The following is a 23156-nucleotide window of genomic DNA, read 5'->3' as shown; positions in this document are numbered from 1 at the left end:
ACGAGTGTCCGACTCACAAGTGACTGACCGGCAAGCGACTGACCGGCAAGCGACTGACCGACAAGCAACTGACTGAGTGACAAGCAACTGAGTGGCTACGGAAAGGAAATCGAGATGTCGTCCACTTCCACGGCGTCGATGGTCGACGTGGAACTGCTGTCCGGCAGACCTCCGCTCCTGCGGGCCGAGGTCACCGGTGACGCGGCGAGCTGGGCAGCCGGGCACCGGGACGCGCTGCGCGCCGTCGTCGCCGAGCACGGCTGCGTCCTGGTCCGCGGCCTCGGGCTGCGCGACGCGGCCGAGACCGGTGCTGTCTTCTCGAAGCTCGCCACCGGCCTGATGGCCGAGAAGGAGGTCTTCGCACCCCGGCGCACCTACTCCGACGGCGTGTACTCCTCGACGAAGTGGCCGCCGAACCAGCCGATGTGCATGCACCACGAACTGAGCTACACGCTCGAGTTCCCCGGCCTGATGATGTTCGCCTGTCTGAGCGCGCCCACCGACGGAGGGGCGACCGCGGTGGCCGACTCACCGACCGTCCTCGACGCGCTGCCCGCCGAGTTGACCGAGCGGTTCGAGCGCGAGGGCTGGCTGCTCACCCGCAGCTACAACGACGAGATCGGGGCGTCGGTGGCCGAGGCGTTCGGCACCGAGGACCGTGGTGCCGTCGAGAGCTACTGCCGCGCCAACGCGATCGCGTTCGAGTGGCAGCCGGACGGCGGGCTGCGCACCCGGCAGCGCCGCAGTGCCGTGGTACGTCACCCGGTCACCGGCCGCCGCTGCTGGTTCAACCAGATCGCGTTCCTCAACGAGTGGACGATGGCCCCCGAGGTGCGTGAGTACCTGATGGACGTCTACGGGGCCGACGGGCTGCCGTTCAACACCCGCTTCGGCAACGGCGACCCGATCGGCGAGGACGTCGTGGAACTGCTCAACAGCGTCTACGGGGCCCACACCGCACGCGAGCCGTGGCAGGCGGGCGACCTGATGCTCGTCGACAACATCCGCACCGCGCACAGCAGGGAGCCCTTCGAGGGACCCCGCGAAGTGCTCGTCGCCCTGGCCGACCCGGTGCGTCTGACCGACTGCTCTCCGACCGTCGAGGTGACCGCGTCATGACCACCATCCGTTCCGCCGCATCGGAGCCCGCGCCGGTCGCGCCGATCACCGTGCCACCGTTCGCGGTGATCCCCGGCGCCCAGGTCCAGCGCGCGCTGCGCGGACGCGAGAAGCAGATCGTGGAGTTGGTCGAGGCGACCTACCGGGTGCACGGCGCCGGTGACTCGGTGAACCCGCCGTCGTACTTCCTGCGCTTCCCCGACCGCCCCTCCTCCCGGATCATCGCGCTGCCCGCCTCGATCGGCGGGGAGGTACGGGTGGACGGCCTGAAGTGGATCTCCAGCTTCCCGGAGAACGTGAAGGCCGGTATCCCGAGGGCCTCGGCCGTACTGATCCTCAACGACCATGACACCGGCTACCCGTTCGCCTGTCTGGAGAGCTCGATCATCAGCGCCACCAGGACGGCCGCGTCGGCCGCGGCGGCCGCCGACCGGCTCAGCCGTGACCGGCGGCGACCGGCGCGGGTCGGCTTCTTCGGGGTGGGTCTGATCGCCCGGTACATCCACACGTTCCTGGTCGGCACCGGCTGGTCGTTCGACGAGATCGGTGTGCACGACCTGTCCACCGACAGCGCGGCGGGTTTCCGGTGCTACCTGGAGCAGTCGGGCGCCACCGGCCGGATCACCGTGCACGACAACGCCGAGCAGTTGATCCGCAACAGCGACCTGGTGGTCTTCGCCACGGTCGCCGGGCAGCCGCACGTCAGCGATTTGTCTTGGTTCGATCACAATCCGGTGGTGCTGCATGTGTCGCTGCGTGACCTCGCGCCGGAGATCCTGCTCGCCTCGACCAACATCGTCGACGACGTCGAGCACTGCCTGAAGGCCGACACCTCGCCGCATCTGGCCGAGCAGCTCACGGGCAACCGGGACTTCGTGCACGGCACGTTGGACGACGTGATGGCCGGGCGGGTGACCGTGCCTGCGGACCGGCCGGTGGTGTTCTCGCCCTTCGGCCTCGGGGTGCTCGACCTCGCGGTCGGCAAGTACGTCTACGACGAAGTGACCCGCTGCGGAGAACTGCACGTCGTCGACGACTTCTTCCACGAACTGAGCCGGTACGGATGAGCCGGCCGCGAACCCGGGCCGCAGAAGACAGCGACCCCTGACGCAGGGCCCTGTCCGACTCGGATGGACACGGGCTCCCGCCCACAGAACCGAGAAGCCCGCCCACGGTCGGACGGACATTCCGAAAATGCTCTGCTTCAGATTGAGGAGACCGTCGTGCCCGTCATTTCCGTTCCCCACGCCTACAACGAAGAGGATCTCTACGTCGACCTCCGGTCGATCATCGGGCATTCGCTCTTCCTGAAGTGCGAGGGCTTCAACTTCGCCGGCTCGATCAAGTTGAAGGCCGCCCTCGAGATGGTGGAGGCCGCCGAGCGGGACGGAGTTCTGAAGCCGGATTCGATCCTGGTCGAGTCCTCGTCCGGAAACCTCGGCGTGGCGCTGAGCATGATCGCGGCGAGCAAGGGTTACCGGTTCCTGTGCGTGACGGACTCCCGCGGCAACCTGTCGACCAGGATGATGATGGAGGCCCTGGGCAGCCAGGTGCACATGATCGCCGGTCAGCAGGAGAGCAACGGCGGCTATCTCGGCGCGCGGATCGAGTACGTGCGTGCGCTGTGCGCCTCCGACTCCCGGTACGTGTGGCTCAGCCAGTACACCAATCCGAGCAACTGGAAGGCGCACTACCGCAGGACGGCGCCGGAGATCGCCCGTCAGTTCCCGCAGCTGGACGTGCTGTTCGTCGGGGCCGGCACCACCGGCACCCTGATGGGCTGCGCGCGTTTCTTCCGGGAGTGGCACCGGCCGGTGCGGGTCGTCGCGGTGGACAGCGTGGGCTCGGTGTCCTTCGGTGGTCCGCCCGGCCGCCGGATGATTCCGGGCCTCGGGATGAGCATGCGCCCGCCGTTGCTCGACGAGTCCTACGTGGACGAAGTGATACGAGTCGAGGAGAGAGACACCGTCCGTACCTGCCACCGGCTGGCCAGGCGGGGGTTCGTGTTCGGCGGCTCCACCGGCACGGTGGTCAGCGGCGCGACGGACTGGCTGGACCGGCACAACGCACGCGAACTCACCGCGGTGGCCATCGGACCGGACCTCGGGGAGCGCTACCTCGACACCATCTACCAGGCCAGCTGGCTGCGGGATCTGTACGGCGACGATGTGCTCAACTCCGACCAGATCGCCGCCGAATCCTGGGCGCCCTCCCCCACGCCACCGACACGGTGGGGCCGGGTGGTCGACCTCGAGAACAGCGAGCGCAAGAACAACCAACGCCCTCAGCTCCAGGACCGTAAGACCTAGGGCGTTTCTTCTGGGTCAGGTCGATTCACGAAACGGCGTCCGGACGGCGCCGGTGGGCGGGGTCCGGTGCGTGCCGGACCCCGCGGCCCGGGCCTACGCGCTTCTCAACATGCCTGAAAGCACGGCGGGCTCCGACGAGAAGACGGCCGGGTGCGGGATGCCGACGTAGGCGGCAGCACGGGGTGGCGGTACTGGAGGTGCGGGAGCGAAATTCTGATCATTGATTTCGGTGACGTTGCCCACTATGTGATGGGGACATCTAGGCAATTCCCACTTCTTCACCGACAGTTGGGGACGGAAATCCCCACAGAAAGCAATCGCTCCCCATGCGCCATTCGTCCGACGTTCCCGTACAGCCCCACGCCGTCACCGTCGCCGAAGTGATCCCCGGTGATCTGGTCGCCCTCTCCGAACAGGATGTGGCGAAGAACACCTGGTACGTGGTGATGCACACCCTGCCCGAGAATCCCCACACCATTCGCCTGACATTGCGGCCGCCGCTCGGCGGAATTGATCACGACGAGGTATTCGAACGCGGCCATCAAGTGACCACGGTCTGCCGCCGAATGGATGTCGGGGCAATTCCCGAGATCACCTCCACCGACCTCGGTCCCGTGGAATTCCGGGACGGCGACCGCGTCACCTCACTGCGCACCGTGGACCCCCTGGCCGTCGAGGAGTCGTACACCCGCAGATGGGGTCACTGGCACCGGGACCTGGACCGCCGGGCCGGCGATCCCGTCCCCGACGAGGAACTGCGGGGCTTGGCCGAACAAGCCACCCAAAAGGGGCATGTCGTACGACATCACCCGCGCCCGCGGCGAGCCGCCGAGGCGTACGCACCCCGCCGGGTCGTCGTCACCGGGCTCGGTGCCGTGACGCCGCTCGGTGTCGGGGTCGAGGAGCTGTGGCGGGGCCTGGTCGAGGGCCGCTGCGGGATAAGCGAGTTGGAGGGCGAGGAGTTCGCCGAACTGCCCGTGCGGGTCGCGGGCAGCGTGCCCGTGGACCCCGTCGGGCTGCTGCCCCGGCAGCAGGCCCGGCGGATGAACCGGTCCGCCCAGTTCGCGGTGCTCGCCGCCCGGGAGGCCTGGCAGGACGCCGGGCTGGACCCGGCCGGCACGACGGAGAGCGGGCTGGCGCCCGAGCGGGTCGGCGTCTCGGTCGGGGCCATCCTCGGTGACGCCTCCGTGCTCGTCGGCGGCGACCGCAAGCTGCGGGACAAGGGCCCGCGCGCGGTCTCCCCGCTCACCACACCGATGACCGTGCCCTCGCAGGCCGCCTCCCAGGTGTCGCTGGCGCTGCACATCACCGGCGAGGCCCGCACCGTGACCAGCGCGTGCGCCTCCGGCACCGAGGCCATCGGACAGGCCATCGACCGCATCCGGTACGGCCGGGTGGACGTCGCCCTCGCCGGGGGCGCCGAAGCCGTCGTCACCCCCGCGATCATGGCCTCGTTCGCCGCCATGCGCGCGCTCTCCACCCACGAGCTCGGTTCCACCAGCCCCTCCCGGCCGTTCGCCGGCGACCGCGACGGCTTCGTGAACGGCGAGGGTGCGGGCTTCCTGCTCCTGGAGGCCGAGGAGCACGCCCGGGCACGCGGCGCGCGCATCTACTGCGAGGCCGCGGGCTGGGGACTGTCCGCCGACGCCCACCACATGGCCGCGCCCGACCCGTCCGGCAGCGGCGTGGCGCTGGCACTGCGCCGGGCCGTCCACGACGCCGGTGCCCATGTCGTGGACGTCGTCCACGTCAACGCCCATGCCACCGCCACCGTCGACGGCGACCTCGCCGAGGCGAGCGCGCTGCGTGCCGTGCTCGGCGGGAGCGTGCCCGTGACCGCCCTGAAGGGCCACCTCGGCCATCTCCAGGGGGCCGCGGGCGGCGTGGAGGCCGTCGCCACGGTGCTCACCCTCCATCACGGCCTCATCCCGCCCACCATCGGCTGCGACGACCAGGACGACGCGATCGACCTGGACGTGGTGACCGAGAGCCCCCGCCGACTGCCCGCGCTCGGCGACCTCGCCCTGAGCAACTCGTTCGGGTTCGGCGGGCACAATGCGGTGCTGGCCCTGCGGCGTACGGGGTGAGCCGGACGAGGCGAGCCGTACGAGTGAGCCGTACGGAGTGAGTCGTACGGGGTGACGGGGCCCCGGGTCCCGCGGGTGCCCGGGGCGGTCAGGCCGAGGCGCGCCCCCGCGAGGTGGCCTTCTTCGCGGCCGTCTTCTTCCCCGTCGCCTTCTTGGCGGTCGTCTTCTTGGCCGCCGCCTTCTTCGCGGTGGACTTGGTGGCCGCCGCCTTGCCGGCCGCCTGGCCCGTCGACTTCGCCGTGGACTTCGCGGCGGTCTTCTTCGCCGCCGCCTTCTTCGCGGTCGACGTGGACTTCTTCCCGCCGACCTCCTTGGGCGTCGTACGAGCCGACCTGCGGGACGGCAGCGGGGTGACCTCGGCGGATTCACCGGTCCGCGCCCCGGTCTCCTTGCCCGTCCCCTCGCCCGTCTCCTCACCCCGGGACACCTTGGCCGCGCGCACGCTCTTCTCCAGGGCGGCCATCAGGTCGAGCACCTTGCCGCCGGCCCGCTCCCCGGCGGGGGGCGCGGCCGGGAGTTCGCCGGAGGCCTTGGCGGCGATGAGTTCCTCGACGGCCTCGCGGTAGTCGTCGTGCAGTTCGGTGAGCTCGACCTCACCGAGGGTGTCCATGAGGGCGTCGGCCAGGTCGAGTTCCTTGTCCCGTACGGTCACGCTCGCGTCCGGGGCGACCTCCTGCGTGGACCGGATCTCGTCCGGCCACAGCAGCCCGTGCATGGCGATCACGTCGTCCACCACGCGCAGCATGCCGAGCCGCTCCCGCCCGCGCAGCGCGAACTTCGCGACGGCGACCTTCTGGCTGCGCTTGAGCGCCTCGCGCAGCAGGACGTACGGCTTGGTGGCGGGGACGCCGTTCGCGGCCAGGTAGTACGCCGTGTCCATCTGGAGCGGGTCGATCCGCTCGGCCGGCACGAACGCCACGATCTCGATCGTCCTCGCGGTGGGGATCGGCAGCGCGGCCAGCTCCTCGTCCGTGACCGGGATCAGCGTGCCGTCCGCGTCCTCGTACGCCTTGCCGATCTCACCGGTGGTGACCTCGCGGTCCTCGAGTTCGCAGAACTTGCGGTACCGGATGCGGCCGCCGTCGTCCAGGTGGACCTGGCGGAAGGAGATCGAGTGGCTCTCCGTCGCGTTCACGACCTTGATCGGGATGCTGACCAGGCCGAAGGAGATGGCGCCGTTCCAGATGGATCGCACGTGCGGCACCTTCCTGGTGGTTCCTGCTGACGCGGGTTCTTGGTGAAACGGGTTCTCGCTGACGCGGGCTCGCGGGACGCGGTTGAAAGCCAGGCTAGACGGGTGTGCGCGACCTCACATCCGCACGGGAGCGGCGGGGTGATCTGGGCGCCTTGATGACGATTTCATGCGACTCTCGTCGTATGACGCCGATCACGGAAGTGGAGGGACGGCGGCTCGCGCTCACCAATCTGGACAAGGTGCTGTACCCCGCGACCGGCTTCACCAAGGGTGAGGTCCTGCACTACTACGCGACGGTCGCGGAACCCCTGCTGGCGCACCTCCACGACCGGCCGGTCTCCTTCCTCCGCTACCCCGACGGGCCGGACGGACAGGTCTTCTTCACCAAGAACGTGCCGCCCGGTACCCCCGACTGGGTCCGGACCGCCGAGGTCCCCCGGACGGAGGGCCCCGCCCGGATGGTCCTGGTCCAGGATCTCCCCTCGCTGATGTGGGCGGCGAACCTCGTCACCGAGTTCCACACGCCGCAGTGGCAGGTGGACGCGCCCGGTCTGGCCGACCGGATCGTGTTCGACCTCGACCCGGGGGCGCCGGCGACGGTCGTCGAGTGCTGCGAGGTCGCGTTGTGGCTGCGGGAGCGGCTGGCCGTGGACGGGATCGAGGCGTACGCGAAGACGTCCGGGTCGAAGGGGCTGCATCTGCTGGCGACGGTGGTGCGGGTGCCGTCCTCGGATGTCAGCTCGTATGCGAAGGAGCTGGCCGTGGAGGCGGAGCGGGCGTTGCCGGCGCTCGTCACGCACCGGATGACCAAGAGTCTGCGGCCCGGGAAGGTGTTCGTCGATCACAGTCAGAACGCGGCGCGGAAGACGACGGCGACGCCGTACACGCTGCGTGCGCGGTCTGCGCCCACCGTGTCCGCGCCCGTCACGTGGGACGAGGTCGCGTCGTGCGGGGATCCGTCCCGGCTCGTGTTCCATGCGGACGACATCGCTCCGCGCCTGCGCCGACATGGCGACCTGCTCTCCCCGCTCCTCACCCCGTCGGCCTGACCGACCAGTCCCTCGCCCCCGCCGCCCCTACCCGTCCCATCCCCAGGGGCTCCGCCCCCGGACCCCCTTCGCCCGAAGGGCTCGTCCTCAAACGCCGGACGGGCTGAAGACGCGGGCCGGGCGGGTGGGGCAAGGGAGGGTGGGTGGGGTGCGGCCTTCGGCATCGTCCTCACGCGTCGGACGGCGCAAGGGGTGTGGGCCTCAGTGGGTGGCGTGGACGGGGTGGGAGGGGGCGCGGGCCCGGGTCGGTGGGGTCACCCTCGATCGCCGGCCGACCCGCGGCTTTTAGGGGCGCGGGGAACTGCGCGAGCAGCCCCCACCGGCCCGCAGCCAAGCACATACCGGCAGACAGGGATCCGGGGTCTACGGAGTCACGTTCGTAGCCAGGTGTGGCGGTCGCGGGCCATCGCGTGGAGTGCCTCCACGTCCGCCGGCTTCAGGACACCCCCGAGGCGGGCCAACGAGGACAGGCCGGTGTCCTGGAGGACGCGGACCTCGCGGAGGGGGGCGAGGACGTCGAGGTCGGCGGGGCCGGCCACGGCCAGGACGGCGTGGACCTCGGCGGTCAGCGCGTACGAGGCCCGGTCGGCGTCGGCACGAACCCGGCGCAGAAGCGGATTCGGCTCCCGGCGGCCGACGGTGACCATGGGGTCGGCGACGAGAACCCGCTGCTTGCGGGCGTACAGGGAGCGCAGGACGAAGATGCCGCCGGGGCCGATCAGCAAGTGGTGGACGCGGTCTCCGCCGGGGAGCGGGAGGGAGTGGAGGGTGTGCCAGCCCGCGCCCTCCAGACGGTCCAGCGCCTCCCCGACCGCCTGCTCGGCGGCGAGCGCACGACGTCGCGGGTCGGGCCGCAGGCGGCGCGCCGGTCCCGGGTCGCGGTCGAGGTCGATCATCAGCGCCTCGCCGGGCCGGTTCGGCGCGAGGTCGTCGTCCGGGTGGAGGGTCAGGCGGGCCAGTTCCGCGGGGGTCGGGACCGGTGGGGGCCCCACCGTCACGGGGCCGGTCAGGAACGGGCCGAGCGCGTCGAGCACGTCCTCCCGCCGCTCCTCGCTGAGCAGATTGACGCGGGCTGCCTCACGGTCGTACCAGGCGACGTTCCTCCCGTCGGTCAGGCACACGTACAGGCGCTCCTGCCCGTGGCGCCAGGTCGGTATGACGCGCAGTCCGTTCATGCACCATCACCCCATGACCATGGGAACAGGCGGGGTGCTCCAGGGGCAAGAACCCGGTTACCTTTGTGAGCAGTTGGGGGAGTTGTGGGAGGCGCTGTTGCGGACTCGCAGAAAGCAACCCGATGTGCCCGCTCCGGGCAGCCCGTGGAGCGAGATCGTGCCTGGCCTGTGGATGGGCGGGCACGCGTTCGCGGGGCGTACCGGCGAGCCGGAATTCGCGGTCGTGAGGGATGAGTTCGACCTGGTCCTGACGCTGCTGCGGCTGCCGGGGCACGGCCCGGACCCGGGCGTCGAGCACCATGTGTGGCCGATTCCGGACGGTCCCCTGGACGGGACACAGCTCGCGGGGGTGATCCGGCTCGCGCGGGCCGCGGACGACGCGCTGGAGGACGGACGCCGGGTCCTGGTCCGCTGTTATCACGGCTACAACCGCTCGGGGCTCGTGGTCGCGCACGCGCTGGTCCTCGCGGGACACAGCTCCGACGAGGCGATCCGGCTGATCCGGAGCCGCCGCTCGCCCTGGGCCCTGCACAACGATCTGTTCGTGGAGTACCTGCGCGCCGGTCTGCCCACGGCCCGTCTCCTGGAGGAGCTGGCGGAGTAGCCGCCCTCCGCCGCCCGCGCGTCCGGCACCTCACGCCCTCACGCCCTCACGCCCTCACGTCCTCACGTCCTCATTTCCTCACCAGCCCCAGCGACTCCTCACCAGCCCCACCAACCGCACCCGCGAACAAAAAGGACTTCCCTACGAATATGGTGTAAGGCGTCGGTTTCGTCGATTTCACGCCGACCTCGCGCACCGAGCCGTCCCCCTGGCCCCGGATCGAGGCCGGCCCGGACGCAGGAGAGCAGTGACCCTCACCCGCCCCAGCCGTGTCGTGCTCGCAGCCCTCGTCGCCCTGCTGGCGGCGACCATGGCGGGCTGTGGCGACTCCGGTGCCCTGCGGGGCGCGGGGGCGACGCCCACCGCCGTCGGCCCGGCCCGGCTCTGGCCCGAGCTGCCGCCCGCGTCGACGGCCGCCCTCGACTACGGCGAGGCGGACACCGAGACGGTCACGGGCATCACGGCGCCGGGCGACGACATCCACAAGGTGGACCCGATCGCCGTGTTCCGTGCCGAGATCGGCCGCCACCCGGACGAGTACAGCGCCGTCCACGCCCCGTACCGTGAGACGGCCCAGCAGCTGAAGTACTGCACCGGCAAGGACACGCTCGGCGGGAAGTGCCCGATCCTCCACGCGTACTACCGCGATCTCACGGGTGACCGGAAGGACGACCTGGTGCTCGGCATCCGCTTTCCGCAGAACCAGCTGGCGGTGCGTGTCTACACCTTCGAGCACCACAAGCTGGTCCAGATCATGGGCACCGCGGACAGCACGATCAGCGTCGAGGTCGCGGGCCGTGACGTGATCATCCGCTCGCCCTCGACCCTGCCGGGCTACGAGTACCGCACGGTGTGGACCTGGGACCCGCACCAGCACGCGATGCTGGCGACCCGGGACGAGATCCTGCGCGTGGGCACGCCCAGCCCCACCCGGCGCGGCACCGTCGCACCCGTCCCCTCGGCACCCCCCGCCCCGCCGGTCTCGCCCTCAGCCTCTCCCGCGGCCCCTCCCGCGGTCTCCCCCTCCGCCTCCCCCACACCGTCGAACGCCGCGAGCGCCCCATGAGGCTGCCCCGGCGCCGCTTCCGGCCGCCCCGCCGTCTCCCCCACTGGGCCGCCACCCTCACCTGGAAGGCCGCCGCCTTCATCACGGTGATGTGCTGCGGTCTCGCCGCCCTGCTCGGCGTGCTCGTGCATGTCTCGGTGACCAACCAGACCGTCGGCGAGGCCCGCGGCCGGGCGCTCGACCGGCTGGCGGAGGTGACCGCGGAGTACGAGGCGGGCGACCGGCTGCCGCCGGGCGCGGGGGTGGATCTCCCGGGGCTGCCGGCGCCGCTGCGCGAGCTGGCGACGGACGGGCACCGCGGCACGATGGTCGGGGACAACGACCCGCACCCCACCATGTGGGCGGCCGGACCCGCGAGCGGCGGCCGGGCACTCGCCGTGCAGTTCGACTACTCGCAGGGCGCGCACGCCATCGACGCCCTGGACCGGTCGATCGTGTGGTCCTCGGCGCTGGCGATCGGCGCGACCCTGCTGGTGGGGGCGTTCGCGGTGACGCGGGTGACCCGCCGACTGCACGCGACGGCACAGGTGGCCCGGCGGATCAGCGCGGGCGACCTGGACGCGCGTGTCAACGATCCCCGTACGGCCGTGGACCCCCGTACGCGGTACCCGGCGGGCCCCCAGGACGAGGTGGCCGCGGTCGCCGGGGCCCTCGACACGATGGCGTCCTCGCTGCAGAGCAAGCTGATGAGCGAGCAGCGCTTCACCGCGGACGTGGCGCACGAGCTGCGCACCCCGCTGACCGGGCTGCACGCGGCGGCGGAGCTGCTGCCGCCGGGCCGGCCGACGGAGCTGGTCCGCGACCGGGTGGCCACGCTGCGGACGCTCACCGAGGACCTGCTGGAGATCTCCCGGCTGGACGCCGGGCGGGAGCTGCTGGAGCTGGACTCGGAGCCGCTGGCCCCGCTGGCCGAGCGGGTGGTGCGGGCGTCGGGCACCGAGACCGAGGTGCGGGTCGTGCGTGACGTCCGGGTGGAGACCGACCGGCGCCGTCTGGAGCGGGTGCTCGGCAATCTGGTGGCCAACGCGCACAAGCACGGGGCGGGCCCGGTGATTCTGACCGTCGACGGCCCGGTGGTGACGGTGCGGGACCACGGCGGCGGCTATCCGGAGTACCTGCTGGAGCACGGGCCGCAGCGGTTCCGTACGGAGGGCGGTTCGAAGGGCCATGGGCTGGGGTTGACGATCGCGCTCGGCCAGGCGGAGGTGCTGGGCGCGCGGCTGGTCTTCGCCGACGCCCCTGAGGGCGGTGCGATCGCGACGCTGACGCTTCCTCAGGACGACCGGGACACGCCCGACCTGACCGGTGGGGAAGGGCCGACCGGGGCACGCTGAGCGCCCTCGCGTCCCCGATGGCGCAGTGCGGCCTGCGCGTGTCCGAGCCCACTCCTAATGTGGCGATTAGTCAGATTTGCCACCTTTCCGGAGGAGCCCCCATGTCCCTGCGCCACACCCTCGCCCGCACCGGGATGGTGCTCGCCGCCGGCACGTTCATCGCGGCCGCGGGCGCCGGACCCGCCCTCGCCGCCGGCACGCTCACCGCGACGACGGGCACCGGACCCGACATCGCCCACGACGCCGGGAACTCCTTCCGCGACTGGGACAGCCGCGACTGGGACAACGCCGACGACCCCTACTTCGACAACGGCGACGACCCCTACTTCGACGACGACGGTCCGGGCGACGGCCGGTTCGACGACCACCGCCGCTTCGAGGGCCGGATCATCTCCCGCAACGGCCTCGGGCTGCGCACCCGGCCCGACTTCGACAGCCGGATCATCCGTATCGCACCGTACGGCGAGCGGGTCCACATCTACTGCAAGACCAGGGGCGAGCGCGTCGGCGGCAACCCGATCTGGTACCTGATCACCGACGGCACCTGGTCCTGGGGCGCGGCGCAGCACATCGACAACATCGGCCCGTCCCCGCGCTGGTGCTGACGCCGGGCCGCGTCCACCGGATCGACCCGTTCGTCACCACCTAACGGGACATCAGGTTCACCGCTTGCTACGTTCCGGACATGATTCAGCCCGGAATGCCCGGAATTCCCGGTACGCGGGGAACGACCGTGGCAGCGGACCCGCCCACCCCCGCTGTCCGCCTGCCCCGGCGCCGTGGCATCGAGTTCACCCTGATCGTCATGGCCGTACTGCTGTCCGTGTTCGGCTACTGCGCGGTCGGATACGCACGGCACGGCACCCTCCCGCCCGGCGCCGCGGTCTACGGCGCCGGGCTCGGCGTGCTCGCACTCCTCGCGCATCTCGCGGTGCGGCTGCGGGCGCCGTACGCCGATCCGCTGCTGCTGCCCATCGCCGTCCTGCTCAACGGCCTGGGCCTGGTGCTGATCTACCGCCTGGACCTGGAGACCCCGGGCGACCGGGCCGCCCCCATCCAGCTCATCTGGTCGACGCTCGGCGTCGCGCTCTTCATCGCGGCCGTCCTCTTCCTGCGCGACCACCGGGTCCTGCAGCGCTACACCTACGTCTCGGTCGTCACGGCGCTGGGCCTGCTGGCCCTGCCCATCCTCTTCCCCGCCGTAAACGGCGCCCGGATCTGGATCCGGATCGCCGGGTTCTCCATCCAGCCGGGCGAGTTCGCGAAGGTGCTGCTCGCGGTCTTCTTCGCCGGCTACCTCGCGGCCAACCGCAACGCGCTCGCCTACGCGGGCCGCCCCGTCTGGCGGTTCAAGCGGCTCCAGCTGCCCACCGGCCGGGTCCTCGGCCCGATCGTCGCGATCTGGCTGCTGAGCGTGCTGGTCCTGGTCCTGGAGCGGGACCTCGGCACCTCGTTGCTGTTCTTCGGCCTCTTCGTGATCATGCTGTACGTCGCCACCGGCCGCACCGGCTGGATCGCCGTGGGCCTGCTGCTCGCCTGTGTGGGCGCGGTGGCCGTCGGCTGGCTGGAACCGCACGTCCACAGCCGGGTGCAGGACTGGCTGCACCCCTTCGCGACGATCGAGGCGGGCCAGGGACCGAACCAGCTCGCCCAGTCCCTGTTCGCGTTCGCCGCGGGCGGGATGCTGGGCACCGGCCTCGGGCTCGGCCACTCCATCCTCATCGGATTCGCCGCCAAGTCGGACTTCATCCTGGCCACCGCGGGCGAGGAACTGGGCCTCTTCGGGCTCTGTGCGATCTTCCTCCTCTACGGCCTCCTAGTGGAACGCGGCTACCGCGCCGGCCTCGCCCTGCGCGACCCCTTCGGACGGCTCCTCGCCATCGGCCTCGCCTCGATCGTGGCGCTCCAGGTCTTCGTGATCGCGGGCGGTGTGACCGGTCTGATCCCGCTGACCGGGATGGCGATGCCGTTCCTCGCCCAGGGTGGCTCCTCGGTCGTCACGAACTGGATCATCGTGGCGCTGCTGATCCGCGTCAGCGACTCCGCACGCAGCCAGTACGACGGGACGGCGGCGCCATGACCAAGTACATCCGCCGGGCCGCCGCCCTCTGCGCGCTGCTGCTGGTGGCCCTTCTGCTCAACGCGACCCGCGTCCAGGTCTTCCAGGCCGGGGCGTACGACGGCAACCCGGCCAACCGCCGCCAGACGATCGCCCGTTACGGCCAGCCGCGCGGTGACATCCTCGTCGACGGCCTGCCGGTCACCGGCTCCAGGGACAGCGGCCAGCAGCTCCGCTACGAACGGACCTACACCGACGGCCCGTTGTACGCGCCCGTGACCGGCTTCGCCTCGCAGGTGTACGGGACGACGTTCCTGGAGAACTCCGAGGACGGCATCCTCTCCGGCAGCGACCCGCTGCTCTCGCCGTTCCCCCTGTGGAACGACGCCACCCGCGCCCAGAACCCCGCCGGCAAGGTGGTCACGACACTCGACCCCGCCGCACAGCGCGCGGCGTACCGGGGTCTCGGTTCCCGGCGCGGGGCGGTGGCCGCCATCGAGCCGTCCACCGGCAGGATCCTCGCGCTGGTCTCCACACCGTCGTACGACCCCGGGAAGCTCTCGGGGACGGGCAAGGCGGTCAGGCACGCCTGGGAGCGGCTGAACGGGGCGGCGGACAAGCCGATGCTCAACCGGGCGATCCGGCAGACCTATCCGCCCGGGTCGACGTTCAAGGTGGTGACGGCCGCGGCGGCGCTCGACGCGGGGGTGGTGACGGACCTCGACACATCGACCACCTCCCCCGACCCTTACCGGCTGCCCGGCACCACGACCCGGCTGACGAACGAGATCGAGGGCTGCGAGGACGCCTCGCTGCGGTACGCCTTCGAGTGGTCCTGCAACACGGTCTTCGCCAAGCTGGGCGTGGACGTGGGGCTGAGCGACATGACCCGCACGGCGGGGGACTTCGGTTTCAACGACCGTCTGCGGATCCCCTTCTCCGTCGCCCCCAGCAACTTCGACACGACCCTCGACAAGGCGCAGCTCGCGCTCTCCTCCATCGGTCAGTTCAACACCCGGGCCACTCCCCTCCAGATGGCGATGATCTCGGCGGCCGTCGCGGGCGGCGGGTCCGTCAAAACGCCCTATCTGGTGGAGAAGACGACCACCCGGAGCGACAGCACGGTGTCGACGACCGGTCCCCGCACGCTCCACCAGGCGATGAACCCGGCGACCGCCCTGCGGATGCGCGAGCTGATGACGGACGTGGTGACGGAGGGCACCGGCACCAACGCCGCGATTCCCGGAGCGACGGTCGGCGGCAAGACCGGGACCGCTCAGCACGGCATCGACAACCTGGGGATGCCGTACGCCTGGTTCATCTCCTGGGCCCAGGCGGACGGCACGATGGAGCCCGCGGTGGCGGTCGCGGTCGTCGTCGAGGACGCTGCGGCCGACCGCGGGGACATCAGCGGGGGCGGGGACGCGGCGCCCATCGCGAAGGCGGTGATGGAGGCAGTACTCGGCTTCCGGGACGGGAGTCGGGGCCCCTCTCGGCGATGAACGACCCCGCCTGAACGGACGTACCGGTACGGGCGTATTCATGGGGAGGGGAACCCACCCACGAGATTCCAGCCCGTGCCCTGCCGGAGGTACCTCGCCCGTGAGCATCACCAAAGCGGCCCCGCCCGGGGCCGGCCACCGCGACGCGGACGCACCGGACGGTCCACAAGAGCAGGCCGCCGCACCGGACGGCCCAAGGGAACAGGCGGGCGCGTTCCAGGGCTGGCAGTTCAACTCGCCGCTCGTCCTGGTCATGCTGCTGCTCGTCCTGGTGGCGGCGCAGGGGCCGATCCGCCGGGCGCTGTCGGCGCCGGTGATGCAGAGCTGGATGACCGTGTTCGTCGCGGTGGTCTGCCAGGCGCTGCCCTTCCTCGTCCTCGGTGTGCTGCTGTCGGCGGCCATCGCGGTGTTCGTGCCGCCGGCGTTCTTCGCCCGGGCGCTGCCGAAGCGGCCCGCGCTGGCCGTACCGGTCGCGGGGATGGCCGGCGCGGTGCTGCCCGGCTGCGAGTGCGCGTCGGTGCCGGTGGCGGGGGCGCTGGTACGGCGGGGGGTCACGCCCGCGGCGGCGCTGGCGTTCCTGCTGTCGGCGCCCGCGATCAACCCGATCGTGCTGACGGCCACCGCCGTCGCCTTCCCCCGCAACCCCGAGATGGTCCTCGCCCGGTTCGTGGCGAGTCTGCTCGTGGCCTGCGTGATGGGGTGGCTGTGGCAGCGGCTGGGGCGGGCGGACTGGATGCGTCCGCCGGCCCGGCCCTCGCACGAGGGGCTCGGCAAGGTCGCCGCGTTCTGGGATTCCGTACGGCACGACGTGATGCACGCCGGCGGGTTCCTCGTCATCGGGGCGATGGCGGCGGCCACGCTGAAGGCGGTCGTACCGGCGACCTGGCTGCACGCCGCGGCCGCCAACCCCGTGGTGGCGATCCTCGCCCTCGCGGTCCTCGCCGTGCTGCTCTCCATCTGCTCCGAGGCCGACGCGTTCGTCGTCTCCTCGCTGACCCAGTTCTCGCTGACCGCGCGGCTGGCCTTCCTCGTGGTGGGACCGATGATCGACCTGAAACTCTTCGCCATGCAGGCGGGCACGTTCGGCCGCGGGTTCGCCCTGCGGTTCGCGCCCGCCACCTTCGCCCTGGCCATCCTCGGCTCGGTCCTGGTCGGGACGGTGCTGCTGTGAACCGGCAGGCACAGGCGGCGGTCCTGTTCCTCGTCGGCGCGGCGGTCCTGCACGCCGGACTCACCGACCTCTACCTGCGATACGTCAAGGCGGGGTTGCGGCCGTTGCTGCTGGCGGCCGGGGTCGTGCTGATCCTGGCGGCGGTGGCGACGGTCTGGTACGAGCGGCGGGGCCGGGGTGAAGCCGGCGACGGCGACGGTCACGGGCATGGGCACGTCCACCGCGAACCCCGGGTCGCCTGGCTCCTCGTCCTCCCCCTCCTCGCCCTGATCCTGGTCTCCCCGCCCGCGCTGGGCTCCTACAGCGCCACGCACGCCGGTACGGCCCTGCAGGCGCCCCTCGCCTACCCGTCCCTGCCGGCCACCGACCCGCTCCCGCTCGGCGTCGTCGACTACGCGGGCCGCGCCGCCTACGACCACGGCCGCACCCTGGGTCACCGGCGCGTCGAAGTCACCGGCTTCGTGGCCCTGGACAAGGACGGCACCCCGTATCTGGTCCGGATGGCCCTCAACTGCTGTGCCGCCGACGCCCAACCGGTCAAGATCGGCCTGACCGGCCACATCCCGCCCGTCCTTCAGCCCGACACCTGGCTCCAGGTCACCGGCACCTACACCGCCAAACAGACCAAGGACCCCGTCAACGACGGCCGCATCCCGTTCCTCGACGTCACCGCGGCCAAACCGGTCCCGACGCCGCACGACCCGTACGACGAGAGCTGGAACAACTGAGGCGGCGCCGGGCGGTCCAGGCCAGGACCTAGGCGGCGCCGGGTACCGCCTCGCGGCGGCTCAGCCAGTCCTCGGGTACGTGTCTCACTCCCGTACGGGCGCCCACGATGCCGCCCGTGATGGCGCAGGTCGTGTCGACGTCACCGAAGCCCTCCGCCGTGGTCCACAGGGCCGAGGTCAGGTCGTCGGGGTGGCGGGCGGCGCACCAGACGGCGAAGGGGACGGTGTCGTCGGCGCGCACGCGTTGACCGTTGCCGAGGATGTCCGCGGCCTTCCAGGGTTCGGTGGTGAAGGGGAGCCTCGCGGCGCGCCGCAGCCCCTCGCGGACGGCGCTGTCGGGCGTGGCCTCCACCACCGTGTCGATATTCAGGTCCCAACGGGTGGACAGCGCCGCCGCGACGGCCACCGCCACCGCGCCCGCGATGCCCTCCGGGTGGGCGTGGGTCACCTCTGCCGACAGCGTCGCCTGTGCGATCACCCGGCGCAGGTCGCGCCGGAACCAGGCGCCCAGCGGAGCCACCCGCATCGCCGCGCCGTTGCCGAGACTGCCCTCGCCGTCGAAGAGGCCGCGCGCCAACTCCGCCCAGCGGTCCGGCTCCCGGAGGAGACGTGGGAGCAGTTGGCGCATGCCGTAGCCGTAGCCCCGGGCCGGGTCGGCGTCGTAGCCGAGGGCGCAGGCCTGGGCCAGTTCCGGTTGCCGGATCTCGCCGTGTTCGTCGAGGACACGGAGGATGCCGAGCGCCATCGCCGTGTCATCCGTCCAGTGCCAGTCCGGTTCCTCGGGGGTGCGCCGGGCGCGGATCTCCTCGTACGCCTGCGGGCGGTCCCGGAAGAGGGGGAACCAGCGTTCGCCGAAGGCGTCGCCCAGGGCCAGGCCCTCCAGGCTGCGGCGGGCCAGGGCGCGCGGTGCGGAAGGGGGGCCGGGGCGGATGTCATGATGTGAGCATGCCGGTCCGGGTGGGCCGGCGCACGTGTGTCTGGGCAGGCCGTTTCCGGCTCTCGCCCTACGAGCCCCCGCCCTTCTCGATCATCTCCTCCACCTCCGCCACCCGTTCCCTCTCCTCCGTCGCGAACCGCTCCGCGTCCAAGCGCTCGGCCACCTCCTCGTCCTGGGCCATCAGCAGGTCGAGGTTGGAGTCGCCCATCTCGAAGACGCCCATGTCCACGTACGCCTGTTGGAGGCGTTCGCCCCACAGGCCGATGTCCTTGACGCACGGAACGATGCGACTGAAGAGCAACTGGCGGAAGAGGCGCAGGAATTCGGACTGTTCGCTGTATTCCTCGGCCTCGGCCTTGGGAATGCCGAAGTTCTCCAGGACCTCGACGCCGCGCAGCCGGTCCCGCATCAAGTAGCAGCCCTCGATGACGAATTCCTCGCGTTCGCGGAGTTCGGTGTCGGAGAGTTGTGTGTAGTAGTCGCGCAGCGCCATCCGGCCGAAGGCGACGTGGCGGGCCTCGTCCTGCATCACGTACGCGAGGATCTGCTTGGGGAGGGGCTTGTCGGTGGTGTCCCTGATCATGCCGAAGGCCGCCAGGGCCAGACCCTCTATGAGGACCTGCATCCCGAGGTACGGCATGTCCCAGCGGGAGTCCCGGAGGGTGTCGCCGAGGAGGGACCGCAGGTTGTCGTTGATCGGGTAGAGCATCCCGATCTTCTCCTGCAGGAAGCGGGCGTAGATCTCGGCGTGACGGGCCTCGTCCATCGTCTGGGTGGCCGAGTAGAACTTCGCGTCGAGGTCGGGGACCGACTCGACGATGCGCGCCGCGCAGACCATGGCCCCCTGCTCACCGTGCAGGAACTGGCTGAACTGCCAGGACGCGTAGTGCTTGCGCAGCTCGCCCTTGTCCCGGTCGGTCATCTTCGCCCAGTGCGGGGTCCCGTAGAGGGTCATCGACTCGTCGGGGGTGCCGAGGGCGTCGTGGGGGTCGACTTCCAGATCCCAGTCGATTCTCTTCTGGCCGTCCCACTGTTTGTCCTTGCCCTTCTGGTACAGGGCGAGGAGTCGGTCGCGGCCGTCGTCGTACTCCCAGCTGAAGCGTGCCGCTCCTGAGGCCGGTATCTGCCAGAGCGGGTCTCCCGGGTCCTTGGCGTACAGCTCGTGCGTCGGCATACAACGCAGGCTCACACGAGGTAGACGTGTCGTCAACAAGTCGCGCGCAAGGGATTGACGAGCTTGCTGACAAGCAGTCTCATAAGTCGTGACCGTCGGTAACCCTTGGAGCAATCCCGTACGACGAGGTGGGAACAGCCATGACGACCGTGACAGAAGTGGATGTACTGCGCGATGCGATCGGTCTGCTCAAGGACCGGGAGCAGGTCGCCGAGCGGCTGCTCGACTCCTCCGCCAAGCACTCCTTCGACCCGGACAAGGAGCTGGACTGGGACGCGCCCTTCGAGGAGGGCAAGTGGTTCTGGCCGCCGGAGCTGGTGTCGCTGTACGACACCCCGCTGTGGAAGCGGATGGGCGAGGAGCAGCGGGTTCTGCTCTCCCAGCACGAGGCCGCCGCGCTGGCCTCGCTGGGGATCTGGTTCGAGATCATTTTGATGCAGCTGTTGGTGCGGCACATCTATGACAAGGCGGCGACGAGTGCGCATGTGCGTTATGCGCTCACCGAGATCGAGGACGAGTGCCGCCACTCGAAGATGTTCGCCCGGCTGATCTCGCACGGTGGAACGCCGTACTACCCGGTGAGCCGGACGCATCGGAATCTGGGGCGGGTCTTCAAGACCATCTCGACCACGCCCGGATCCTTCACGGCGACACTGCTCGGCGAGGAGATCCTCGACTGGATGCAGCGGCTGACCTTTCCGGACGAGCGGGTGCAGAGCCTGATACGGGGGGTCACGCGCATCCACGTGGTGGAGGAGGCGCGGCACGTGCGGTACGCACGGGAGGAGCTGCGGCGGCAGATGGTGACGGCGCCGCGGTGGTCGCAGGAGTTCACGCGGGTGACGTCGGGGGAGTTCGCCCGGGTCTTCTCCGTCGCCTTCGTCAATCCCGAGGTCTACACGAACGTCGGCCTCGACCAGCGGGAGGCCGTGGCGCAGGTGCGGGCGAGCGGGCACCGGCGGGAGGTCATGCAGACCGGGGCCAAACGGCTGACCGACTTCCTGGACGACATCGGGGTGCTGCGGGGAGTCGGACGGCGGCTGTGGAAGGCGTCGGGGCTGCTGGCCTGAGGGCGGGGCGCCCGGTGGCTGTGGTGGGTCGGTGGGTCGGGGCCGTGGCGGTACGTCGAGCCCGTCGCCGCCGGATCAGACGTGGGCCGGGCAAGCGAGCCGCTGCTCGATCCGAACGTAAGCGACGGGCTTGCGACGTACCGCCACGGCCCCTCGCGCAGTCCGACGGCTGCGGGTGGGGGCTTGCGACCTACCGCCACGGCCGGGTGGGGGCTTGCGACGTACCGCCACGGCCCCTTGCGCGGTCCGGCGGCTGCGGGTGAGTGGGGGCTCGTGTCCTGGCCGTTACGCTGCCGATATGACCTCGCAGGCTCCCACCCCCGCATACCGTCGGCTGAGTGTCGAGGAGCGGCGCTCGCAGCTCCTCGAAGCGGCGCTGTCCCTCTTCGCGCACCGGGCGCCCGAGGAGGTCTCGCTCGATGACGTGGCGGAGGCGGCGGGCGTGTCGCGGCCTCTTGTGTACCGGTACTTCCCGGGCGGCAAGCAGCAGCTGTACGAGGCTGCCCTGCGGTCCGCCGCGGAGGATCTGGAGCACTGTTTCGCGGAGCCCCCCGAGGGGCCGCTGAGCGAGCGGCTGGCCCGGGCGCTCGATCGGTACCTGGCGTTCGTGGACCAGCACGACGCCGGGTTCACCGCGTTGCTTCAGGGCGGCAGTGTCGTCGAGACCTCCAGGACGACGGCCATAGTGGACGGCGTGCGGCGGGCGGCGGCAGAGCACATTCTGGATCATCTGGGCGTGAAGGATCCGGGGCGACGGCTGCGGACGACCGTGCGGATGTGGATCACGGCGGTGGAGGGCGCCTCGCTGAGCTGGCTGGACGGGGGCAAGGAGCCGCCGTTGGACGAGCTGCGGGACTGGCTCGTGGAGCAGTTCGTGGCGATGCTCGTGGTCAGTGCCGGACGTGATCCGCAGACCGCTGGAGTGGTGCGGGCCGCGCTCGCCCTGGAGGGACCGGAAGGGGCCCTGGGTGAACTGGCCCGGGCGGTTCTTCCGGTGATCGGTGATGCCGCGCGGCTGCTGTGACGGGCGCGTTTGTGACACTGGTGCCGTGAAGAGCGAAGACACCCCCTTCGAGGGCGGCCCGCTGGACGGGCGTGTGCTGCCCGTCCTGCTCGGCCTGACCGGACATCCGCCGAAGGTGTACCGGGTTCCGGTTCCGGATGCGGGCGGCGGGCCGCCGACCGTGCTCGTCTACCGGCGGGTCCAGGCGCGGGCGAGCAAGCGACTGGGGCTGCATCAGGCGTGGAAGTACGCGTACGACCCCTCGGGCGACGCGGGAAGCGGGCGCAAGTGGCCCTGGTCCAGGCCCGGCGGCAAGAGTGCGGGCGCCACGCCGAAGTCCCACGCCGACGAGTGAGGTTCTTGGGCCGAACCGGTCAGTCGGCGCGCGCTCGGGATGCGTCTCCCTGATCCTGCCGGTGCGAGGTGGAGGTACCACCTCGGCACCGGAGGTGATGACGTGTCAGGAAGGCTTGTGCGTCTGGCTTGTACGGCCGCGATGGCGTCGGGGGTGCTGCTGGCCTCCGCGCCGGCGGTGGTGGCCGCGCCGGACCCCGGGGGCGAAGCGCGTTCCGTGACTCAGCTGCTGACGGATCTTCAGCGGCTGTACCAGGACGCCGAACGCGCCACCGAGACGTACAACGCCACCGCGGAGAAGCTGAAGAAGCAGAAGGCCGAGGTCGCCCGGCTCGACCGGAACCTCGCCACGGCCCGCCTCTCGCTGCACGACAGCCGCGCGGCGGCGGGGCGGCTCGCCCGGCAGCAGTACCAGAACAGCGGCGAGATCTCGTCGTACGTACGGCTGCTGCTCGCCCGGGATCCGCAGCACGCCCTGGACGAGGGGCACGTGATCGGGCAGCTGGCGCGAGAGCGGGTCGAGACCGTCGACCGGCTGGAGGGGACGGAGCGCAGGACCGACGGTCTTGCACGGAAGGCGCGCAAGGCGCTCGACGGTCAACTCACCCTCGCCGAACGGCAGAAGAAAGAGCGCGACGAGGTACGGGGGCGGCTCAAGGAGGTCGAGGATCTGCTCGCCTCGCTCAGCTCCGGTCAGCTCGCCGAGCTCGCCCGGCTGGAGAAGTCGGGAGTCGCCGCGGCGCAGCAGAAGTTCGTGGCGTCGGGAGCGCTCAGCAGTGCGCGGCCGCCCACGCGGGAGGGCGAGAAGGCGGTGCGGTACGCCATGGAGCAGGTCGGGAAGCCGTACGTGTGGGGGGCCGAGGGCCCGGGGGCGTACGACTGCTCGGGGCTCACTTCGCAGGCCTGGGAGCACGCCGGGCGGCCCATCCCCCGCACCAGCCAGGAGCAATGGGCCCGGTTGCCCCACATTCCGCTGAGCGAGCTGCGCCCCGGGGATCTGGTGATCTACTTCCCCGAGGCCACCCATGTCGCCCTGTACCTGGGGGACGGCCTGGTCGTGCAGGCCCCGAGACCGGGGACCGACGTCAAGGTCTCCCCCATCGCCGCCAACCCGTTGCTCGGGGCCGTCCGCCCGGACCCGGACGGAAAGCCCCTGCAGCACTACACACCACTGAGGTTCGCGTCCCGTTAGGGGCGCGCCCCTGAGGGGCGCGGGGAAC

The 23156-nt window shown here is 71.0% G+C and carries 21 protein-coding genes; 17 read left to right on the top strand and 4 right to left on the bottom strand.

Annotated elements, in window-relative coordinates:
• The first annotated feature begins 114 nt into the window (after positions 1–114).
• The 4 genes from ACIQTP_RS16655 (at position 115) to ACIQTP_RS16640 (ending at position 5515) form a co-directional block, all read left to right on the top strand.
• Positions 115–1119, top strand: coding sequence for a TauD/TfdA family dioxygenase (locus ACIQTP_RS16655; protein WP_403400404.1), 1005 nt, complete (start codon positions 115–117; stop codon positions 1117–1119).
• Positions 1116–2186 carry a 2,3-diaminopropionate biosynthesis protein SbnB gene (gene sbnB / locus ACIQTP_RS16650; RefSeq protein WP_403400402.1) on the top strand — a complete coding sequence of 357 codons (1071 nt, stop codon included), beginning with the start codon at positions 1116–1118 and terminating at the stop codon, positions 2184–2186. Before ACIQTP_RS16655 ends, sbnB begins: the two co-directional genes overlap by 4 nt.
• A gap of 156 nt (positions 2187–2342) precedes the next feature.
• Positions 2343–3428: a 2,3-diaminopropionate biosynthesis protein SbnA gene (gene sbnA / locus ACIQTP_RS16645; RefSeq protein WP_403400400.1), complete on the top strand. Its 1086-nt coding sequence runs from the start codon at positions 2343–2345 to the stop codon at positions 3426–3428.
• A 326-nt stretch (positions 3429–3754) separates the two neighbouring features.
• Positions 3755–5515, top strand: coding sequence for a beta-ketoacyl-[acyl-carrier-protein] synthase family protein (locus tag ACIQTP_RS16640; RefSeq protein ID WP_403400398.1), 1761 nt, complete (start codon positions 3755–3757; stop codon positions 5513–5515).
• A gap of 88 nt (positions 5516–5603) precedes the next feature.
• Here the strand turns inward: ACIQTP_RS16640 and ACIQTP_RS16635 are convergent, their stop codons facing one another.
• Complete coding sequence (locus ACIQTP_RS16635) at positions 5604–6719, bottom strand: Ku protein (protein ID WP_403400396.1); 1116 nt, start codon at positions 6717–6719, stop codon at positions 5604–5606.
• 173 nt (positions 6720–6892) lie between these two features.
• On the opposite strand from ACIQTP_RS16635, the gene ligD reads away from it, so the two are divergent.
• Positions 6893–7759 carry a non-homologous end-joining DNA ligase gene (ligD, locus tag ACIQTP_RS16630; protein WP_403400393.1) on the top strand — a complete coding sequence of 289 codons (867 nt, stop codon included), beginning with the start codon at positions 6893–6895 and terminating at the stop codon, positions 7757–7759.
• A 371-nt stretch (positions 7760–8130) separates the two neighbouring features.
• Here ligD and ACIQTP_RS16625 read toward each other — a convergent pair whose 3' ends face one another.
• The gene (locus tag ACIQTP_RS16625) at positions 8131–8934 is read right to left on the bottom strand and encodes a nuclease-related domain-containing protein (protein ID WP_402035748.1); all 804 of its coding nucleotides are present in this window, start codon (positions 8932–8934) and stop codon (positions 8131–8133) included.
• A gap of 124 nt (positions 8935–9058) precedes the next feature.
• Between ACIQTP_RS16625 and ACIQTP_RS16620 the strand changes: the two genes are divergently transcribed.
• The 8 genes from ACIQTP_RS16620 to ACIQTP_RS16585 all read left to right on the top strand — a co-directional run bounded on the left by ACIQTP_RS16620 (position 9059) and on the right by ACIQTP_RS16585 (position 17398).
• Complete coding sequence (locus ACIQTP_RS16620) at positions 9059–9538, top strand: dual specificity protein phosphatase family protein (RefSeq protein ID WP_402036061.1); 480 nt, start codon at positions 9059–9061, stop codon at positions 9536–9538.
• A 247-nt stretch (positions 9539–9785) separates the two neighbouring features.
• Positions 9786–10604: a hypothetical protein gene (locus ACIQTP_RS16615; RefSeq protein ID WP_403400391.1), complete on the top strand. Its 819-nt coding sequence runs from the start codon at positions 9786–9788 to the stop codon at positions 10602–10604.
• On the top strand, positions 10601–11938 hold the full coding sequence (locus ACIQTP_RS16610) for an ATP-binding protein (RefSeq protein WP_403400389.1): 1338 nt from the start codon (positions 10601–10603) through the stop codon (positions 11936–11938). Before ACIQTP_RS16615 ends, ACIQTP_RS16610 begins: the two co-directional genes overlap by 4 nt.
• 101 nt (positions 11939–12039) lie before the next feature.
• Complete coding sequence (locus tag ACIQTP_RS16605; RefSeq protein WP_403400387.1) at positions 12040–12543, top strand: SH3 domain-containing protein; 504 nt, start codon at positions 12040–12042, stop codon at positions 12541–12543.
• A gap of 80 nt (positions 12544–12623) precedes the next feature.
• Complete coding sequence (locus tag ACIQTP_RS16600) at positions 12624–14018, top strand: FtsW/RodA/SpoVE family cell cycle protein (protein WP_403400385.1); 1395 nt, start codon at positions 12624–12626, stop codon at positions 14016–14018.
• On the top strand, positions 14015–15499 hold the full coding sequence (locus ACIQTP_RS16595; protein ID WP_403400383.1) for a penicillin-binding transpeptidase domain-containing protein: 1485 nt from the start codon (positions 14015–14017) through the stop codon (positions 15497–15499). Before ACIQTP_RS16600 ends, ACIQTP_RS16595 begins: the two co-directional genes overlap by 4 nt.
• A 100-nt stretch (positions 15500–15599) precedes the next feature.
• Positions 15600–16670, top strand: coding sequence for a permease (locus ACIQTP_RS16590; RefSeq protein ID WP_403400381.1), 1071 nt, complete (start codon positions 15600–15602; stop codon positions 16668–16670).
• Entirely contained in the window at positions 16667–17398 is a 732-nt protein-coding gene (locus ACIQTP_RS16585; protein ID WP_403400378.1) for a TIGR03943 family putative permease subunit, read from the top strand. The genes ACIQTP_RS16590 and ACIQTP_RS16585 overlap by 4 nt, the downstream gene beginning before the upstream one ends.
• Positions 17399–17426: 28 nt before the next feature.
• Here the strand turns inward: ACIQTP_RS16585 and ACIQTP_RS16580 are convergent, their stop codons facing one another.
• Together ACIQTP_RS16580 and ACIQTP_RS16575 are read right to left on the bottom strand one after the other, a co-directional pair.
• A complete protein-coding gene (locus tag ACIQTP_RS16580; RefSeq protein WP_403400476.1) occupies positions 17427–18329 on the bottom strand; it encodes an ADP-ribosylglycohydrolase family protein in 903 nt (300 codons plus the stop codon).
• A 73-nt stretch (positions 18330–18402) separates the two neighbouring features.
• Positions 18403–19509 carry a ferritin-like domain-containing protein gene (locus tag ACIQTP_RS16575; protein WP_403400376.1) on the bottom strand — a complete coding sequence of 369 codons (1107 nt, stop codon included), beginning with the start codon at positions 19507–19509 and terminating at the stop codon, positions 18403–18405.
• A gap of 140 nt (positions 19510–19649) precedes the next feature.
• On the opposite strand from ACIQTP_RS16575, the gene ACIQTP_RS16570 reads away from it, so the two are divergent.
• The 4 genes from ACIQTP_RS16570 (at position 19650) to ACIQTP_RS16555 (ending at position 23128) form a co-directional block, all read left to right on the top strand.
• A complete protein-coding gene (locus ACIQTP_RS16570; RefSeq protein ID WP_402035728.1) occupies positions 19650–20579 on the top strand; it encodes a diiron oxygenase in 930 nt (309 codons plus the stop codon).
• 298 nt (positions 20580–20877) lie between these two features.
• Complete coding sequence (locus tag ACIQTP_RS16565) at positions 20878–21603, top strand: TetR/AcrR family transcriptional regulator (RefSeq protein ID WP_403400374.1); 726 nt, start codon at positions 20878–20880, stop codon at positions 21601–21603.
• A 25-nt stretch (positions 21604–21628) separates the two neighbouring features.
• Entirely contained in the window at positions 21629–21937 is a 309-nt protein-coding gene (locus tag ACIQTP_RS16560; RefSeq protein ID WP_403400373.1) for a hypothetical protein, read from the top strand.
• 102 nt (positions 21938–22039) lie between these two features.
• Positions 22040–23128, top strand: a complete 1089-nt coding sequence (locus ACIQTP_RS16555; protein ID WP_403400371.1) for an NlpC/P60 family protein — start codon at positions 22040–22042, stop codon at positions 23126–23128.
• Positions 23129–23156: the final 28 nt, after the last annotated feature.

The organism is Streptomyces sp. NPDC090798 (assembly GCF_044768965.1).
GTDB lineage: Bacteria > Actinomycetota > Actinomycetes > Streptomycetales > Streptomycetaceae > Streptomyces.
This window is presented reverse-complemented; position numbering and strand designations above follow the sequence as displayed.

Coding starts and splice junctions, on each gene's coding strand:
- ACIQTP_RS16655 (WP_403400404.1), top strand. CDS start 115: ATGTCGTCCACTTCCACGGCGTCGATGGTCGACGTGGAACTGCTGTCC.
- sbnB (WP_403400402.1), top strand. CDS start 1,116: ATGACCACCATCCGTTCCGCCGCATCGGAGCCCGCGCCGGTCGCGCCG.
- ACIQTP_RS16640 (WP_403400398.1), top strand. CDS start 3,755: ATGCGCCATTCGTCCGACGTTCCCGTACAGCCCCACGCCGTCACCGTC.
- ligD (WP_403400393.1), top strand. CDS start 6,893: ATGACGCCGATCACGGAAGTGGAGGGACGGCGGCTCGCGCTCACCAAT.
- ACIQTP_RS16625 (WP_402035748.1), bottom strand. CDS start 8,934: ATGAACGGACTGCGCGTCATACCGACCTGGCGCCACGGGCAGGAGCGC.
- ACIQTP_RS16610 (WP_403400389.1), top strand. CDS start 10,601: ATGAGGCTGCCCCGGCGCCGCTTCCGGCCGCCCCGCCGTCTCCCCCAC.
- ACIQTP_RS16605 (WP_403400387.1), top strand. CDS start 12,040: ATGTCCCTGCGCCACACCCTCGCCCGCACCGGGATGGTGCTCGCCGCC.
- ACIQTP_RS16600 (WP_403400385.1), top strand. CDS start 12,624: ATGATTCAGCCCGGAATGCCCGGAATTCCCGGTACGCGGGGAACGACC.
- ACIQTP_RS16595 (WP_403400383.1), top strand. CDS start 14,015: ATGACCAAGTACATCCGCCGGGCCGCCGCCCTCTGCGCGCTGCTGCTG.
- ACIQTP_RS16575 (WP_403400376.1), bottom strand. CDS start 19,509: ATGCCGACGCACGAGCTGTACGCCAAGGACCCGGGAGACCCGCTCTGG.
- ACIQTP_RS16570 (WP_402035728.1), top strand. CDS start 19,650: ATGACGACCGTGACAGAAGTGGATGTACTGCGCGATGCGATCGGTCTG.
- ACIQTP_RS16565 (WP_403400374.1), top strand. CDS start 20,878: ATGACCTCGCAGGCTCCCACCCCCGCATACCGTCGGCTGAGTGTCGAG.